13 protein-coding genes are annotated in these 16051 nt (G+C 62.3%); 7 read left to right on the forward strand and 6 right to left on the reverse strand.

Annotation, left to right across the window (positions count from 1 at the left end):
- Nucleotides 1–21 precede the first annotated feature (21 nt).
- Both clpA and GC148_RS12295 read left to right on the forward strand, forming a co-directional pair.
- A complete protein-coding gene (gene clpA / locus GC148_RS12290) occupies nt 22–2337 on the forward strand; it encodes an ATP-dependent Clp protease ATP-binding subunit ClpA (RefSeq protein ID WP_291071056.1) in 2316 nt (771 codons plus the stop codon).
- Between the two features lie 107 nt (nt 2338–2444).
- Entirely contained in the window at nt 2445–3641 is a 1197-nt protein-coding gene (locus tag GC148_RS12295; protein ID WP_291071057.1) for a serine hydrolase domain-containing protein, read from the forward strand.
- A 2-nt stretch (nt 3642–3643) separates the two neighbouring features.
- Here GC148_RS12295 and GC148_RS12300 read toward each other — a convergent pair whose 3' ends face one another.
- From GC148_RS12300 to GC148_RS12315, 4 genes are all read right to left on the reverse strand, one after another.
- A complete protein-coding gene (locus tag GC148_RS12300; protein ID WP_291071058.1) occupies nt 3644–4903 on the reverse strand; it encodes a mechanosensitive ion channel family protein in 1260 nt (419 codons plus the stop codon).
- Between the two features lie 96 nt (nt 4904–4999).
- The gene (locus tag GC148_RS12305) at nt 5000–5536 is read right to left on the reverse strand and encodes an rRNA large subunit pseudouridine synthase E (RefSeq protein WP_291071212.1); all 537 of its coding nucleotides are present in this window, start codon (nt 5534–5536) and stop codon (nt 5000–5002) included.
- Complete coding sequence (gene kdsA / locus GC148_RS12310) at nt 5533–6381, reverse strand: 3-deoxy-8-phosphooctulonate synthase (protein ID WP_291071059.1); 849 nt, start codon at nt 6379–6381, stop codon at nt 5533–5535. Before kdsA ends, GC148_RS12305 begins: the two co-directional genes overlap by 4 nt.
- 455 nt (nt 6382–6836) lie before the next feature.
- Nucleotides 6837–7373 (reverse strand): RcnB family protein, encoded by a 537-nt coding sequence (locus tag GC148_RS12315; RefSeq protein WP_291071060.1) that lies wholly within the window; start codon nt 7371–7373, stop codon nt 6837–6839.
- 139 nt (nt 7374–7512) lie between these two features.
- Between GC148_RS12315 and arfB the strand changes: the two genes are divergently transcribed.
- The 5 genes from arfB (at nt 7513) to GC148_RS12340 (ending at nt 13489) form a co-directional block, all read left to right on the forward strand.
- Nucleotides 7513–7947, forward strand: coding sequence for an alternative ribosome rescue aminoacyl-tRNA hydrolase ArfB (gene arfB, locus GC148_RS12320; RefSeq protein ID WP_291071062.1), 435 nt, complete (start codon nt 7513–7515; stop codon nt 7945–7947).
- A gap of 249 nt (nt 7948–8196) precedes the next feature.
- Entirely contained in the window at nt 8197–8739 is a 543-nt protein-coding gene (locus tag GC148_RS12325) for a hypothetical protein (protein WP_291071064.1), read from the forward strand.
- Nucleotides 8740–9150: 411 nt separating this feature from the next.
- Nucleotides 9151–9882 (forward strand): ABC transporter ATP-binding protein, encoded by a 732-nt coding sequence (locus tag GC148_RS12330; protein WP_291071066.1) that lies wholly within the window; start codon nt 9151–9153, stop codon nt 9880–9882.
- A gap of 29 nt (nt 9883–9911) precedes the next feature.
- The gene (locus GC148_RS12335) at nt 9912–12266 is read left to right on the forward strand and encodes an FtsX-like permease family protein (protein WP_291071068.1); all 2355 of its coding nucleotides are present in this window, start codon (nt 9912–9914) and stop codon (nt 12264–12266) included.
- Between the two features lie 17 nt (nt 12267–12283).
- Entirely contained in the window at nt 12284–13489 is a 1206-nt protein-coding gene (locus GC148_RS12340; RefSeq protein ID WP_291071070.1) for an efflux RND transporter periplasmic adaptor subunit, read from the forward strand.
- Nucleotides 13490–13556: 67 nt separating this feature from the next.
- Here GC148_RS12340 and GC148_RS12345 read toward each other — a convergent pair whose 3' ends face one another.
- Together GC148_RS12345 and GC148_RS12350 are read right to left on the reverse strand one after the other, a co-directional pair.
- Nucleotides 13557–14810, reverse strand: coding sequence for a DUF4010 domain-containing protein (locus GC148_RS12345; RefSeq protein ID WP_291071072.1), 1254 nt, complete (start codon nt 14808–14810; stop codon nt 13557–13559).
- 107 nt (nt 14811–14917) lie between these two features.
- Entirely contained in the window at nt 14918–15832 is a 915-nt protein-coding gene (locus tag GC148_RS12350; RefSeq protein ID WP_291071074.1) for a universal stress protein, read from the reverse strand.
- Nucleotides 15833–16051: the final 219 nt, after the last annotated feature.

Consider the following 16051-nt stretch of genomic DNA (forward strand, 5'->3'; position numbering starts at 1 on the left):
CTTATGAAAAGGCTGCACTCCTTGCCCCGTCTCTCCCAATCTCTCGAAACGGCTCTTGAAAAGGCACTCTCGCTCGCGAACGAACGCGACCACGAGTACGCCACACTGGAGCACCTGCTGCTGGCTCTGACAGAAGACGAGCATGCGCGCGATGTGATGGGGGCTTGCAAGGTCAACATTGACGAGCTTCGCGCCGACCTGACGCGCTATATCGATGAAGAGCTTTCGAGCCTGATCGTCGATGGCAGCGAAGGCCGCGTGCAGCCGACCGCGGCGTTCCAGCGCGTCGTGCAGCGCGCCATCCTGCACGTGGAAAGCTCGGGCCGCGAGGAAGTGACGGGCGCCAACGTGCTGGTGTCAATCTTCTCCGAGCGCGAAAGCCATGCCGCCTACTTCCTGCAGGAGCAGGACATGACCCGGTATGACGCGGTCAATTACATCTCGCATGGCGTGGCCAAGCAGCCCGGCATGTCGCGCCCGTCCACGCCGCGCGGCGCAGACTCCTCGGAAGAAGAACCCGTGAAACAGGGCCACGAAGCGCTCGACACCTATTGCGTGAACCTCAACGCGCGCGCCCGGGCCGGCAAGATCGATCCGCTGATCGGCCGCGACATGGAAGTGAACCGGTGCATCGAAGTGCTTTGCCGGCGTAACAAGAACAACCCGATCCTCGTCGGCGACCCTGGCGTCGGCAAGACGGCGATCGCCGAGGGCCTCGCCAAGCGCATCGTCGACGGCGAAGCGCCGGAGATCCTGGACGACGCGATCATCTGGTCGCTCGACATGGGCGCGCTGCTGGCCGGTACGCGTTACCGCGGCGACTTCGAGGAGCGCCTCAAGTCGGTGATGAAGGAACTCGAGCAGCAGGAAAAGGCGATCTTGTTCATCGACGAGATCCATACGATCATCGGCGCGGGCGCGACGAGCGGCGGCGCGATGGATGCCTCGAACCTCTTGAAGCCGGCGCTGCAGTCCGGCGGCCTGCGCTGCATGGGCTCCACGACGTTCAAGGAATACAAGCAGCACTTCGAGAAGGACCGCGCGCTGAGCCGCCGGTTCCGCAAGATCGATGTGGTCGAGCCGACGGTGCCCGACACGATCAAGATCCTGACGGGTCTGAAATCGAAGTTCGAGGATTTCCACGGCCTGAAATACACGACCGATGCAATCAAGGCGGCGGTGGAGCTGTCGGACCGTTACATCACGGACCGCAAGCTGCCCGACAAGGCGATTGACGTGATCGACGAAGCGGGCGCTGCGCAATGGCTGCTGCCGGCCTCGAAGCGCAAGAAGCAGGTCGGCATCCGCGATATCGAAGCGGTCGTCGCAAAGATCGCGCGCATTCCGCCCAAGCAGGTGACGTCGGACGACGCCGCGTCGCTGAAGTCGCTTGAAGGCGACCTGAAGCGCGTCGTGTTCGGACAGGACGAAGCCATCGAAGCGCTGTCGGCGACGATCAAGCTCGCCCGTGCGGGCCTGCGCGAACCCAACAAGCCGATCGGCTCCTACCTGTTCACCGGCCCGACCGGCGTCGGCAAGACGGAAGTCGCCAAACAGCTCGCCTCCATCATGGGCGTCGAGATGCTGCGCTTCGACATGTCGGAATACATGGAGCGTCATACCGTCAGCCGTCTGATCGGTGCGCCTCCCGGCTATGTCGGTTATGATGAAGGCGGTCTGCTCACGGACGGCGTGGACCAGCATCCGCACTGCGTGCTGCTGCTCGATGAGATCGAGAAGGCTCACCCGGACCTGTTCAACATCCTCCTGCAGGTGATGGACAACGGCGCCCTCACGGACGCCAACGGCCGCAAGGTCGACTTCCGGAACGTGATCCTGATCATGACCACGAACGCCGGCGCGTCGGATGCGGCGAAGAACTCCATCGGCTTCGGCCGGGGCAAAAAGGACGAGGAAGCCGATGAGGCGCTCAAGCGCCTGTTCACGCCGGAATTCCGCAACCGTCTCGACGCCACGATCACCTTCGGCGGCCTGACGCCGGAGATCATCGACCGCGTCGTCGAGAAGTTCATCCTGCAGCTGGAAATCCAGCTGGAAGATCGCAATGTCACGATCGAAGTGTCCAAGCCCGCCCGCGACTGGCTGGCCAAGCGCGGCTTCGATGCCGACATGGGCGCGCGGCCGCTGGCCCGGACGATCCAGGAATACGTCAAGAAACCGATGGCGGAGGAGCTGCTGTTCGGCAAGCTCCAGAAGGGCGGCGTCGTGAAGATCGATCTCGACAAGAAGACCGAAGAACTGTCCTTCAAGTACATCGCGGAGCCCGCGAAGAAGAAGAAGGCCACCAAGGACGAAGCCGAAGAACCGGCGACCTGAGCGGCGTAACGTTCTCGATACCCGAAAGGGCTGCCCGTGCGGCAGCCCTTTTGCATTTCAGGGGCGGGGACTATGCTTGCGAAAACGGGAAGTGCAGGGAGGACGTCATGGCGGTCAGCGGCAAGTGTGATCCGAAATTTGCGAAAGTGAAGGAAGAGTTCGAGCGTAACTTCGCCGAGCGCGGCGAAGTGGGCGCAAGCGTTTGCCTGTCGGTGAATGGCGAGACGGCCGTCGATCTCTGGGGCGGCATGGCGAACCCCGAGACGAACGACCCCTGGCAGGAAGACACGATCTCCATCGTCTTCTCCTGCACCAAGGCGGCGGTCGCCCTTTGCGCCCACATCCTGATCGACCGGGGACAACTCAATCCTGCCGCGCTCGTTTCGGAATACTGGCCTGAGTTCGCCCAGAAGGGCAAAGAGAAGACCACCGTCCAGATGATGCTGAACCATGAGAGCGCGCTGCCGACGCTGCGCGATCCGGTCAAGCCCGGCGGGTTTGCAGATTGGGACTATATGGCCAAGCGCATGGCCGACGAGGAAGCATTCTGGGAAGTCGGCGCGCGCAACGGCTATCACATGATCAATTTCGGCTGGACCGTCGGTGAACTCGTGCGGCGCGTTTCCGGCAAGTCGCTCGGCACGTTCTTCCGTGAGGAAGTGGCCGAGAAGACCGGCGCGAGATTCTGGATCGGCCTGCCTGAAAGCGAAAAGGTGCACATTGCGCCAATAAGGCCTTACGTGCCGAAGCCGGATGATCAGCCGACGGAATTCACGATCAAACTGATGACTGATCCGCTATCGGTCCAGCACAAGTCATTCTTGAACACCGGCGGCTGGGACTTCAACGTGCGGGCCAACCAGGCGGCTGAAGTCGGCGGCGGCGGCGGCCTCTCGAACGCGCGCGGGCAGGTCGCCTGGTACACGGAGCTTGCGACGAATTCCGGCAAGCTCGTCTCGGCGGACCGCCTCGCGAACATGTCGATGGTGTCGACGGCCACGCAGCGCGACTTCACGCTCCTGATCCCGACGCGTTTTGCCTCGGGCTTCATGAAGTCGATGGACAATCGCAAGGCGGGCCTGGGGCCGGGCACCAGCGCGATCCTCGGCGAGAAAGCGTTCGGCCATGTCGGTGCCGGCGGCTCCATCGGCTTTGCTGATCCCGAATGCGGCCTCGCCTTCAGCTACACGATGAACCAGATGGGCAATGGCCTGCTGCTCAATGACCGCTGCCAGAGCCTGATCGATGCGGCCTATTCGGCGCTTGGCTATCGAACCAACGCGCCGGGCGCGTGGGTGCGGTAGGTTCAGCTGCCGCCGTCGGATTCGCCGAAGCCCTTGGTGCCGGCCGAAGCCGGCAGCGCGGGCTCACCGGGGCTTGCAAAGTTCGAGCGCACAGGCGGCGCCATGATCTCGGGCGGATCTTCCTGACGCAGGTAGACCGTCTGGCTCGGAAAGGCGAAGCCGGTGCCAGCGCGCTCGATGATCTGCATGATGGCAAAAGCGAACTCTTCCTTGATCGCCAGCCATTCACCCCAGTTCGTGGTGCGCGTGAAGGCATAGATCAGGAAGTCGATTGAGCTCGCATTGAACGTATCCACACGGACGAACAGTGGCGCTTCCGGCGGGGTGGCGAAGCGCGCATCGCGGATCAGCCAGGCCTCGATCTCGTCGCGGATGTATTTCAGTTGCTCGACCGTCGTGCGGTATTCGACGCCGACCACCCAGCGGATCCGGCGGTGGGACATACGCGAGAAATTGGTTAGCACAGCATCCGAAAGCTTGCTGTTGGGCACATAGACCGGGCTTTTGTCAAAGCGCCGGATCAGGGTCGAGCGGAAGTTGATTTTCTCCACCGTGCCTTCGACCGTGCCATCCACCGCGATCCATTCGCCCGGCACGAAGCGCTTTTCGGCGATGATCAGGAGGCCGGAGATGAGGTTCTTGAAGAGGTCCTGCGCGCCGAGGCCGACCGCGATGCCGAACACGCCGAGGCCGGCGAGCAAGGGCGCGATAGCGATGCCCCATTGCTGGGCGACGGCGCCGAGGCCGAGCGCGATCAGGATGAACTGCAAGGCCTTGATCATCCAGTCGACGGCTGAAGATGACAGGGCGTCGCGTACGCCTTCGAAGACGTATTCGAGCGCCTTGACGGCGCGTGAGAGCGTCCAGAAGACAGTCAGTGTAATGATCGACTGGATGACCCGGTTGGCATACTCGGCGACGTTGGGCGCAACGTCGAGGATCTGAAGACCGGCATAGACGCCGACCACAACCGGAATGATCTTCAGCGGCGGCGCGATGGCCTGAACGATGGCATCATCGATCTTGGTTTTGGTGCCCGAGGCGGCGCGGGTGATCCAGCGAACAAGCGTCCGGGCAAACAGGCCGCGGATCAGCAGCGAAAAGGCGAGGATGCCCGTCACCGTGGCGATTTCGCCATACGTCAGGCCATAGGCGCCTTCATTCCAGATCGACCGGATGTATTCGACGGTGTCCAGCGCCCAGTCCGGCGCATTGGCAGTCCACCAATCGGTGACATTCTTCACCAGCAGGTCTGCGTCCATGGTCCGGGTCCCCCGAGGTCTTGGATTGGCCGTCCCAAGCCAACTAGACCGGCCATTGCCGCTTGTTAACCATGCGGATGCAGCTTTTCCGGCGCGCTAGCCGTTGCGCCAGTCGCCGAGGGCCAGATTGCCCAATTTCCAATCGCCGATCCTGGCCCGGATCAGGCGCAGCGTGGGGTGGCCTACGGCCGCTGTCATGCGGCGCACCTGCCGGTTGCGGCCTTCCGAGATCGTCAGTTCGATCCAGCTGTCTGGCACGGATTTTCGGAACCGGATCGGCGGATCGCGCGGCCAGAGCCCGTCCGGCTCGGGAATGACGCTCGCCTTGCCCGGCCGTGTGCGCCCGTCCTTCAGGTCGACGCCGCTTGCCAGCGTGCGCAGCGCGGCCGCATCGGGAAGACCTTCCACCTGCGCCCAATAGGTCTTCTCGACCTTGTGCTTCGGATTGCTGATGCGCGCCTGCAATGGGCCGTCGTCCGTCAAGACGAGCAGGCCTTCGGAGTCATAGTCCAGCCGGCCCGCAGGATAGACGCCCGGCACCGGGATGAAATCCTTCAGCGTGCGCTTGCCCGAACCTTCGTCCGTGAACTGGGACAGCACGTTGTACGGCTTGTTGAAAAGGATCAGCGTCAGTTGACGGCCTCGTGCAGCGTCTTGAGAGTGGAGAGCAGGGCGTCGGCGCCGGACAGCGCAAGACAGCTCGGCGCGTCGCAGAGTGCCGCGTCTGGGTCTGTGTGGAATTCGAGGAAAACGCCGTCGGCGCCGGCCGCAATGGCGGATTTGGCGATGATCGTGACGCCGTCACGCCGCCCGCCGGTCGAGGCGCCGCCGGTGCGCGGATCGGCGCCGGGCAGCTGCACGGCGTGGGTTGCGTCAATCGTGACCGGTGCGCCGAGCTTTTTCATCTCCGGAATGGCCAGCATGTCGACGATCAGGTTGTTGTAGCCGAAGCTGACCCCGCGCTCGCACAGGATCACGCCGACATCCGGCGCGGCTTCGGCGATCTTGGAGAGGATGTTCTTGGCGTCCCACGGCGCCATGAACTGCGCCTTCTTGGCCTGGATCAGCGCGCCGTGCTTTGCGGCGGCCTCGGCCGTGGCGATCACGAGATCGGTCTGGCGCACCAGGAATGCCGGCAGCTGCAGGATGTCCGCCACTTCGGCCACCGCTTCCGCCTGACCGGGCTCGTGCAGGTCGGTCACGATCGGTACGCCGAGCTTGGCTTTCACAGCCGCAAGCGTCTTCAGGCCCGAATCGAGGCCGGGGCCGCGATAGGATTTGATCGACGAGCGGTTGGCCTTGTCGAAGCTGGCCTTAAAGACATAGGGCAGGCCGAGGCGGGCGCAGATGCGCTTCAGTTCCGCGCCGACTTCGAGCGCGAGCGCCTCATCTTCGAGTACGTTCAGGCCGGCCATGACCGCCAGCGGCTTGCCGGCGCCAACAGTCCAGCCGGAGGCTTTGTGGGTGACAACGCTCATGGGCGGCTCCTTCTTGCTGGCGCTGCCATAGCGGAAAACGGCGCCGGCGCAAAAGCCCCGTCAACATGCGCCGCAGAATCAAAGAAGCCGCCCCTGTCGAGGAGCGGCTTCCGTGAGCCCATGGGGCGGTCAGGTCCGGGCGGCGTTACAGCGGCCCTACCGTATCTCTAGGCGCTGGTCAGAGGCTGCTCCAGCCAGACACCATAGGACACAGACCCAACGGCCTCACCTGGTTTCTCACTCGACATGGATCACCTCCTTTCACGCGTGCGGTATGCACGGCTTCGCGCCGGACCATCCGGGGCAGGACCGAGGTAAGCATGATTTGCGCCAATGTTAAGTTAACAAGTGGGTGTTTTCGGTTCAGATCCGCCCTGCGCACAAAAAATGCCCGGGGCACTTGCGTGTCCCGGGCCTGAGTAAGCCTCAAAAGGGGTCAAAAGAGGCGTTTGGAGCTAGTCGTAGGCCAAAGCGCCGATCACGAGGCCGATAATGGCGCCGGTCGCCACCGAGGCGAGAATCGCATCGCCCCGGTCATTGTCGCGCACCCAGTGGTAGCCGTAGGGCGGCTCATAGAGCCCGTAATTGTTATAATCAGTGATATAGACCGTGCGGCGCGGCCCGTAGGTGTAGTAGGCGCCGACATCGTAGCGCGGGCGGTAGCCGGAATAGTAATATGGCCCATACGAGCTGCCATAGGTGACCGTTACGGAGCTGCGCGGATAGTAGGAATAGGACGGGCGGTAGTAATCCCGGCGGTGATGGTCGTGCCGGTAATAATCGCGCCGGTCGTAGCGGTGGTCGTAATGGCGGTCATCTCGGCGATGGTCTCCATGCCGGCGATAATCGTCGTCGCCGCGGCGATCATAGCCGCCCCGGTGGTCATCTCCGCCCCGGCCACGGCCCTTGTCGGCCTGGGCGACGGGGGCAAGAATGAAGCTGGCCGCCGTGGCGACCGCGAGGATGCGGGTGAAGTTCTTGGTCAGGGACATCGTTGAACCGAGCCTTTCTGCAGCAGGAGCACATGGCGCCGGCACGCAAACTCGACTAAGCGCGCAGAAACCACTTCTTGGGGTAAGCTTCTGCCCCTTCGTCTGAACTTTGGCTGAACAGGTCCTTCAGGTTTCTCCGATGAGTGATTTTGGCGACCTTCGAATTTCGGCAGATCTCACGCTTCCGGCCTGGGAGATCAGCGAAGCGTTCGTGCGCGCCTCGGGACCGGGTGGTCAGAACGTCAACAAGGTGTCGAGCGCGGTGCAGCTGACCTGGCAGGTGACGGCCTCATCGCTGCCGGCAGGCATCAAGGAACGGTTCCAGAAGCTCTATGGCAGCCGGATCACGGCCGACGGGCGTCTCATCCTTGAGGCCAGCGAGCATCGCAGCCAGCTCCTGAACCGTCAGGCGGCCCGGGCGCGCCTCGCCGAAATGATCCTCAAGGCGGCCGTGCCGCCGAAGCGCCGGATCAAGACCAAGCCGACCGCCGGCAGCGTGCGCCGGCGGATCGCTTCGAAGAAGAAGCGAGGCGAAGTGAAAGCCTTGCGCGGCGGCGTAAGCGACAATGACTAGGATTGGCAGGCGCCCGGCGCGGCAGCGTTCCAGCGGGGGAGGGCGGTGAGCATCGGCCGGAAAATCCCCGACCCGCAAGCCGCGATGGCCTGGGATGAGCGGTGGTTTGAAGGCGCGGATCTGCCAACTGCCAACCCGCGGAATTTTCCTTGAAACACCATCGGCGCCAAGCTTGAACTTCGCCAGTTTACGCGGGACAGTTGACGCGCTCAGTCGGTCTTTGCAGTCGTCTCGAACAGGTTCCCGCCCATGGCCAATGATCCAGTTTCAACGGCATCGGTCATCGAAATCCGGGTCGAGAACGTCGCCCTTCTGTTCGACCCTCTGGATCCCTTTCCGACACCATCACGCGATCTGTCAAAGACAGCCGAAGACTTCATTGTGGAATGGGCGAGGGAGCTTCCGCGCCGAAACCCGATACGGCTCATCCTGCATGTCCCGTCATCCGATCAGCACGATCTTTCCGAGTTGCAGGTGGCGTTCTCGAACCATTTCAGCCAACGGGTCCGGCGCGTGAACAGCGACATCAGTGAACTCTTTGGCGTGGGCAGACTATCGCTGATGATCGGACTTGCGACACTGGTTGCCTGTGTCCTTGGGGGGCAGGCTGCGGTCATGTTTCTCGGAAGCGGCTCTGCCGCCCGTATCTTTTCGGAAGGTCTGATCATCATCGGATGGGTCGCAAACTGGCGCCCGCTGGAGATCTTCCTCTACGGCTGGTGGCCTCTCGCGCGCCGCCGAACACTCTACCAGCGCCTGGCAGAAATGCCGATCGAAGTGCTCACTGTCTGACGCCGTCGATGAACGAACGCGTACGGGCCCTGGAGTCCCGCGAGATCAGACAGGCACCCGGCGGACGCGCAGCCAACGTGCTCGGCCGATCCCGAAGTTCAACGCCGGCGCGCGCTGGACGGGCGCGCCTTAAGCGACGGAGGCTGCGACGCCAGATCCCTGTTTTCGTTCGTCAGGGCCAGTCAATTCCGGGAAACCCCTCATACCGGGCGTGGTGAGCCTGATGCATCGGGGTGGGGGGCGTGCGGGGAAGTCGAAACAATCTTCGCCCACCTCACGCAGCGAGCGCAGACGTTGCCTCATTCCTCGCGCTGGCGGGGTATCGAATGGAAATAGGCAGTTCCGCAGCGTAGGTAGAACGAAGTTTTCCGAGATCCCGGTCTTCTTCAATGTATTTGGGAGTTTCCCGGCTTGCATCAGACCGTGCGCGAGAATGGGCCGTTGGCATGCTTCGAGGTTCGTGGCCTGCGACGCGTCTATGGCAAGGGACCTGCGGCGGTTGAAGCGCTGCGCGGCGTCGACATTGAAATACCAGAGCGCGAACTTGTGGTCATACTCGGAGCATCCGGCAGCGGAAAATCGACCTTTTTGAACATCGTCGGCGGGCTCGATCAGGCGACAGAAGGCAAAGTCCTGTTTCGCGGCGTTGACCTTTCCGCTGCATCGTCCAGCGAACTGACGGAGTATCGCCGGCGACATGTTGGTTTTGTCTTCCAGTTCTACAATCTCATGCCCAGCCTCACGGCCTGGGAGAATGTTGCGCTTATAACCGAGATTGCAGATGCCCCGCTTACGCCACAAGACGCCCTCGCACTGGTCGGTTTAAGCGACCGGATGGATCATTTTCCGGCGCAATTGTCGGGCGGCGAGCAACAACGCGTCGCAATCGCCCGGGCTGTTGCCAAGCAACCGACGGTCATGCTGTGCGATGAGCCCACCGGCGCGCTCGACTCTGCGACGGGTGTGAAGGTCCTGGAAGCCCTCCTTGAGGTCAATCGCAGCATCGGCGCGACCACACTGATCATCACGCACAATGCCGGTGTCGCGGAAATTGCCGACAGGGTCGTTGTCTTCGCCGATGGACGGGTCCGGGAGACAAGGGTGAATCCAGCCCCCATAAGTCCGAGTGACGTCACATGGTAGCACGCGGGTCCTTCCTCGGCGCTGTGGGCATGCTGGATCGCAAGATGCTGCGCGACTTCGTCGGTATGCGGATTCAGGCGATTGCGATTGCTCTGGTGATCGCCGGAGGTGTTTCGGTTCAGCTTCTGTCTTCTGGACTTGTGACGTCCCTCGAGGAGACGCGGCGTGCCTATTATGAGCGCAATCTGATGGCCGACGTCTGGGCACCCGTCGTGCGCGCGCCCAAGGGCGAGATTGAGGATCTTCGACAGATTGCCGGCGTCCAGGCCCTTGAGGGTCGACTTAGATTCGGCATTCGCATCGACCTGCCGGCCAGTCAGGACTCCGTGCTCGGCGAGATTATCTCAATCCCGGAAACGCATGCACCTTCTGTAAACAGACTGCACGTGTCCCTGGGGCGTCTGCCCGCCAGCGGACGACCCAATGAGGCCGTTATCCTCAAGCGGTTCGCCGAAGCCCACCGGATCGGGCTGGGCGATCAGATTTCATTCATCGTCCGCGGGCGAGAGGTTCAGGTCATGGTCACTGGCCTCGTGATGTCTCCAGAACACGTCTATGCGATTGCCCCCGGCGAGCTCGTGCCAGATGAAAGGCGCTACGGCGTTCTGTGGATGAACGAGCGCGCGCTTTCAGAACTGGCGGGTTGGGAAGGCGCGTTCAATGAGGCCGTGCTCCGCCTGTCCCGAGAGGCAAGCGTGCCGAGTGTTCTCGGACGACTGGATAGCGAACTCGCCGCCTATGGCGCCGCCGGCGCATATGACCGCAAAGACCACGTCTCGGACGCCTTTGTAACCAGCGAAGTCGATCAATTGCGCACGCTCGGGCGGGTCGTTCCGCCGGTGTTCCTCGGCGTCGGGGCAGTCCTGGTCTATGTCGTCATCTCCCGGTTGGTCATGGTGCAGCGCCCCGCGATCGGCCTTTTGAAAGCGTATGGGTATTCTGACCGGGAGGTGCTGATGCATTTCCTGAAGCTTGTGGGCTTGATCGGCGCGCTCGGTCTTCTGGCAGGCGTTCTGCTCGGCATCTGGTTCGGCCGCGAAATGGCGCAGCTCTACATTCGCTATTATGATTTCCCGTTTCTTTTGTTTCGGGCCGCGGCCATGGATTATTTGGTGGTGGGGGCGGTTTCGGCGCTCTCGGTGCTGGGGGCAGGGCTCCTGGCCGTGCGTGCGTCGGTCGCTCTGAATCCGGCGGACGCGATGACACCTCCTCCGCCACCGGACTATTCAAAGGCCGCGGGTATGGCCGTCACACGGGCGCGCTGGATCGACCAGCAGACACGCATGATCCTGCGGCAGATCATCCGTTGGCCTGGACGGGCCTTGGTCACGGTTGGCGGAATTGCCGCTTCACTCGCGCTCCTCGTGTCCGTCCTGGTCATGATGGATGGCATGGAACGCATGATCGCCAGCTATTTCGGCGAGGCAAACCGCTATGACGCTGTTGCGACCTTCACCGAGGCGCGGGGTCCGACTGCGCTTCATGACATGCGGCGAACGCCGGGTGTCATGGCGGCCGAGCCCTTTCGAATCGTGACTGCAATCCTGCGCTCCGGTCCCGCGACTGAAAGGGTCGCGCTGATTGCGACCGCGCCCGGTAGCCAACTCTCGCGGCTGATCGATGCGTCGGGCCGAGACGTCCAACCGCCGCCAGCCGGACTGATCCTGTCAGAGGATCTGGCGCAAAAGCTGAACACGGGACCTGGCAAGACGATCGAGCTTGAAATGACTGAAGGCCGGCGCCCGCACGTCTCGGTTGAGGTTGTGGCACTGGCCCGAACGTATCTTGGGTCGGCCGCTCTGATGGATATCGGTCAGTTAAACCGGCTCATGGGCGAGGGGAGCGTCATCTCGGGCGCGTATCTCTTGACGGACGCCGCGGGCGAGGATCGGCTCAGAACAGAACTGGTCGAGGCGCCTGGCATCGCGACCGTTTCCTTTCTGGCACCTTCCGAAGATCGGCTCAGGGCTTTGATGGATGAGAACATCGGCGTCTCGCTCACTGTATTCGCATTGTTTGCCGCCATGATCGCACTCGGCGTTGTGTACAACTCCGTACGCATCAGCTTTACCGAGCGCCAGCGCGAACTGGCGTCTCTTCGTGTGTTGGGATTTTCGAAAGTCGCCGTGTCCTACATTCTGTTAGGGGAAGTCGCGCTTCTCATGCTCGTGGCGCTTCCATTGGGGCTTGGCGCTGGCTGTCTTCTTTCCATGTACTTCGCAGAAGCGATGGGCTCCGAACTTTTTCGCCTTCCGCTGGCCTTCGAGCCGGCCACAATGGCGGCAGCCAGTCTGATTGTAATCGGTGTCGTCATCCTTTCAGGGCTGATTGTAAGGCAACGGATCGACACGATCGATTTGGTAGAGGCGCTGAAAAGCGCGTGATTCTCAGGACGGACGCGATGACGATCAAGGCATTCAAACCAGACTTCCGTTTCGTCTTCTGGACTGGTGCGAGCGTCTTGCTCGGCGCGCTTCTTCTGTACGCGTTCTGGCCGAAAGCGGAGCTGGTCGATATTGGCGAAGTCACACGCGGTGAGATCGTCGTGGAAGTCAGCGCAGAAGGCCGGACACGCGTTCGCGACCTTTACGTCGTTGCAGCGCCGTTGACGGGGCGTCTCCAGCGCATCGGAAACCGGACCGGAGAAACGGTCCGCAAGGGGGACGTCGTCGCCAGACTGGATCCCTCCGAAGCGGCTCTGCTCGATCCGCGCTCCCGGGCGGAGGCGCAAGCGGCGCTGGCCGCTGCCGCGGCTGCATTGCGCCTCGCGCAGGCCCAGCTTGCTGAAGCCGAGGCCGTCGAAGTGGACGCTGTAAAGGAAGCTGAACGCGCGCGCACGCTGTTTGCAAAGCAGGTTGTCTCCCGAAGTGCGGCCGACCGCGCAACGATGAACCTGGAGTCGGCATCGGCGCGCGTCGCGGCCGCCCGGGCTGCCCGGGCTGTGGCTGAAGCCGATCGCAACGGGGCGAGAATGCGGCTCGAGCCTCCCAATGCCCCGGCAGATGGGGCGCGGTTGCGCGAGCTGCGCGCGCCCGCAAACGGCAAGATTCTCCGGGTCCATGTCCAGAGTGAAGCCGTCGTCGCGGCCGGAACGCCCATCCTGGAAATCGGTGATCCCGGACGTCTGGAAATCGTTGCGGAGTTCCTGTCCGAAGACGCCGCAAGGTTTCGTCCGGGAGCTGACGTTCGGTTGACAGGGTGGGGCGGGCCAACGCTCGCGGGCCGCGTCCAGGCGGTCGAGCCATCAGGATTCTTGAAGATCTCAGCGCTGGGCGTCGAAGAGCAGCGCGTCAATGTCATTATTGATCTGGTGGAGCCTCCTGAGGATCAGGTCCTGAGTGACGGGTTCCGGGTCGATGCGGCCGTAACGATCGGGACGTCGCAGGATGTCCTGCGGGTGCCCGTTTCAGCCCTTTTCCGGGATCAGGAAGCCTGGTCTGTGTTCCGGGTTGAGGACGGCCGGGCGCAGCTCACGACGATCGAGCTCGGCGACCAGAATCAAAACCTCGCTGCCGTCATTTCAGGCCTTTCCGACGCCGACCGTGTCGTCCTCTACCCCGACAGGTCCCTGACGGACGGTCAATCCGTGCGTCAGCGCCTGAATTGACGGCTTCGCCCGGCAGAAGCGATTTCGATCGGTCTGGAGCGCGCGTCCAGCGGCGTACTGAAGGGTGTTAGTTCCAGACAAATACCATCGCGCCCGCGCCCGCGGCGACGACCGCGAGCGACGAGGCAAGAAAATAGGCGCCGAAGCGCACGTTTCCCGCGACGAATGAGATAAACGTCTTGCTCACCATGTTCGCGGTTGCCGCCAGCAGGATCGCGCCGGCTGCAAGGTGCGGTGAAGGCGCCAACAACCGGGTCACGTTGAGGACGACCGCGTCGGTATCAGCCAGGCCTCCGAGTGCCGCAAGGGGCAATAAGGCGATTTCGCCGGCCCACCGGGACCCCAGGGCAACGCAGATGTTGAGCCCGCCGATCAGGAGCGCAAGGCTCGCGACAGATTTCAGATCGAATGGACTTTTCAGATTGGGTAGCAGCTGTTCCTCGCTCGCCTGACCTCTCGGGTGCAGAAGATAAAGCGCGCCGGCGGCCCCTAAGCCAGCTGACGTGCCCAGAACCGGCAAGACGAGGGCATTGAGTTGCGGCGCCATGAAGATGACGAGCAGCATGATCCGAACCAGCATGACGACGGTTGTAAGCAACGCCGCTGAGGCCGCATCGATTGCGGTGACCGTTTCCCGACGCACACGTCCGGCCAGCTCTGCAACAGTCAGAGTCGACGATACAACCGCGCCGGCCGCCGAGCCAAGCGCCAACCCCGCCCGGTGCCCGAGCAGGCGAACGGCGATATAGCCTGCAAACGAGATGGTCGCGATGAGAATGGTGAGAAACCAGAGCTCACGCAGCTGGATCACACCCCACGGATCGACAGGTGATGATGGTAGCAGCGGCAGGGCAAGGAATGTCATCGCGAGGATCAGGAATGCAGACCGGATTTCCGGCCATGTCAGGGTACCCAGCCAGGCATGCAGGCTATCCTTGAAGGCAAGGATGCAGGCAACGGCAACGGCGCCCGCCGCGGCTTCCTGAAGATAGCCAAGCCCAGCAAAGGCCCCGAGCGCGAATGTCAGTATGCCCGCAACGGCGCTGGTTACTGAAAACTCTTCGTCAGCTGACGTTTCGCGCCACTCAAACAGACCGAAGACCGCCGAGAACGTTATCGCGATCGCAGCAAAAGCGGAGGCGCCCATGTCTGCACCGAGAACCGCAGAAACGCCGCCGAGCAGTCCGGCAAGCGTAAATGTGCGCAGGCCAGCGGCCCGCGAACCCGGTTCTTCGCTGCGCTGCTTCCAGCCCCGCTCGATGCCGATCAGCGCCCCGATCGCAAGCGCGGCTGTCAACCGTTGAAGGAGTTGCAGGTCCACGCTTAAAGATGTCTCCTATCACGGGCGGGCTACAGATCAGACAGCAAAGCGCGAAGCGCGTTTACGCCGCTGCGCCTTCTCGCAACACCGACCAAGATCAATCAAGATCAATGCGAGAGCAGGATTGGTACCGGGGAATTGGAGACAAGGAAATGGCTCGGGCCGCCCAAGAGGCGCTGGGCCAGTTTCGGATGCCTGTATCCTCCCATCACGATCATGTCTGCGCCGAAGCCCTGCGCCGTTTCAACGAGACGCTCGCCAACCGGTTTGCCGAGACTGTCTGCATTTTGAACAGTCATCTTCAGACCGTGCCGGGCGAGGTGAGTTGAAATATCGAGGCCAGGCGCCGCGCCATGCTTGCCGGGGCCGATCTTTGCATCCACCGTGGTGACACAGACGTCCGCTCCCGGCGCCAACATTGGCAGTGCATCGTGAATGGCGCGCGAGGCCTCGCGGCTGGCGTCCCAGGCCAGCAGCACTTTCCGGCCGATAGGCGCCGGTTTCCAGGACTTGGGCAGCGCCAATACAGGCCGGCCAGCGCCAAACATTGCGCCTTCGATGATTTCGCCGTGATGATCGCGGTCCGGCTGTTCTGGCATCCGCGCAACAATCAGATCCGCATACCGCGCAAATACAGCCACCGTTCCAGCAAGCGCCGTGTCAAAGGTCAGCGATTCCCGAAGCTCCACCTGTACTGATTTTTCCTGAATGTACTTGTTCAGGCGGTTCCTGAAGTCTTCAATCTGGTCCCGGCTCGCCTGCATCTGGGCCTGGAACTCAGCTTGGCCCGACATGATCCCTTGGCTGAAGAGGGGGGATGGCTGCAGGCCGATGGCGCAGCAGCTTAAATGAGCTTGCCAGGCCTCGGCGAGACCGGAAGCCTGTTCGATCAATCCAAAATCGGATTCAAAGGACGAAATGCAAATCGAGAGATCACGAAAGCCCATGGCATTGCTTCTCCTGTTTTGACTTGGATTTGAGAGTTGGAACGTCTTGAATTCAAGCTTGCTCTGCGCGTTCAAGTCGAACGATACGGAAACATACGTATCCCGGTATAATGCGAGACTTTCATAAGGTTGGCTGCGAACAACCTCTCCATCGGGCTAGGCGCGCTGCCGGTTTTGTCAGCGTCCTCAACAAAAAGGAGTGCGGCTTCTCGCTTGTTGCGCGACGCGCGTCTTCGCTCAGCCGGCGTTTGAGCAAGCTTGGAAAGTTTGTCGCCGAAGAGGATCGTAGGCGGA

Origin of the sequence: Hyphomonas sp. (genome assembly GCF_016125515.1) — a bacterium.
Taxonomy (GTDB): domain Bacteria; phylum Pseudomonadota; class Alphaproteobacteria; order Caulobacterales; family Hyphomonadaceae; genus Hyphomonas.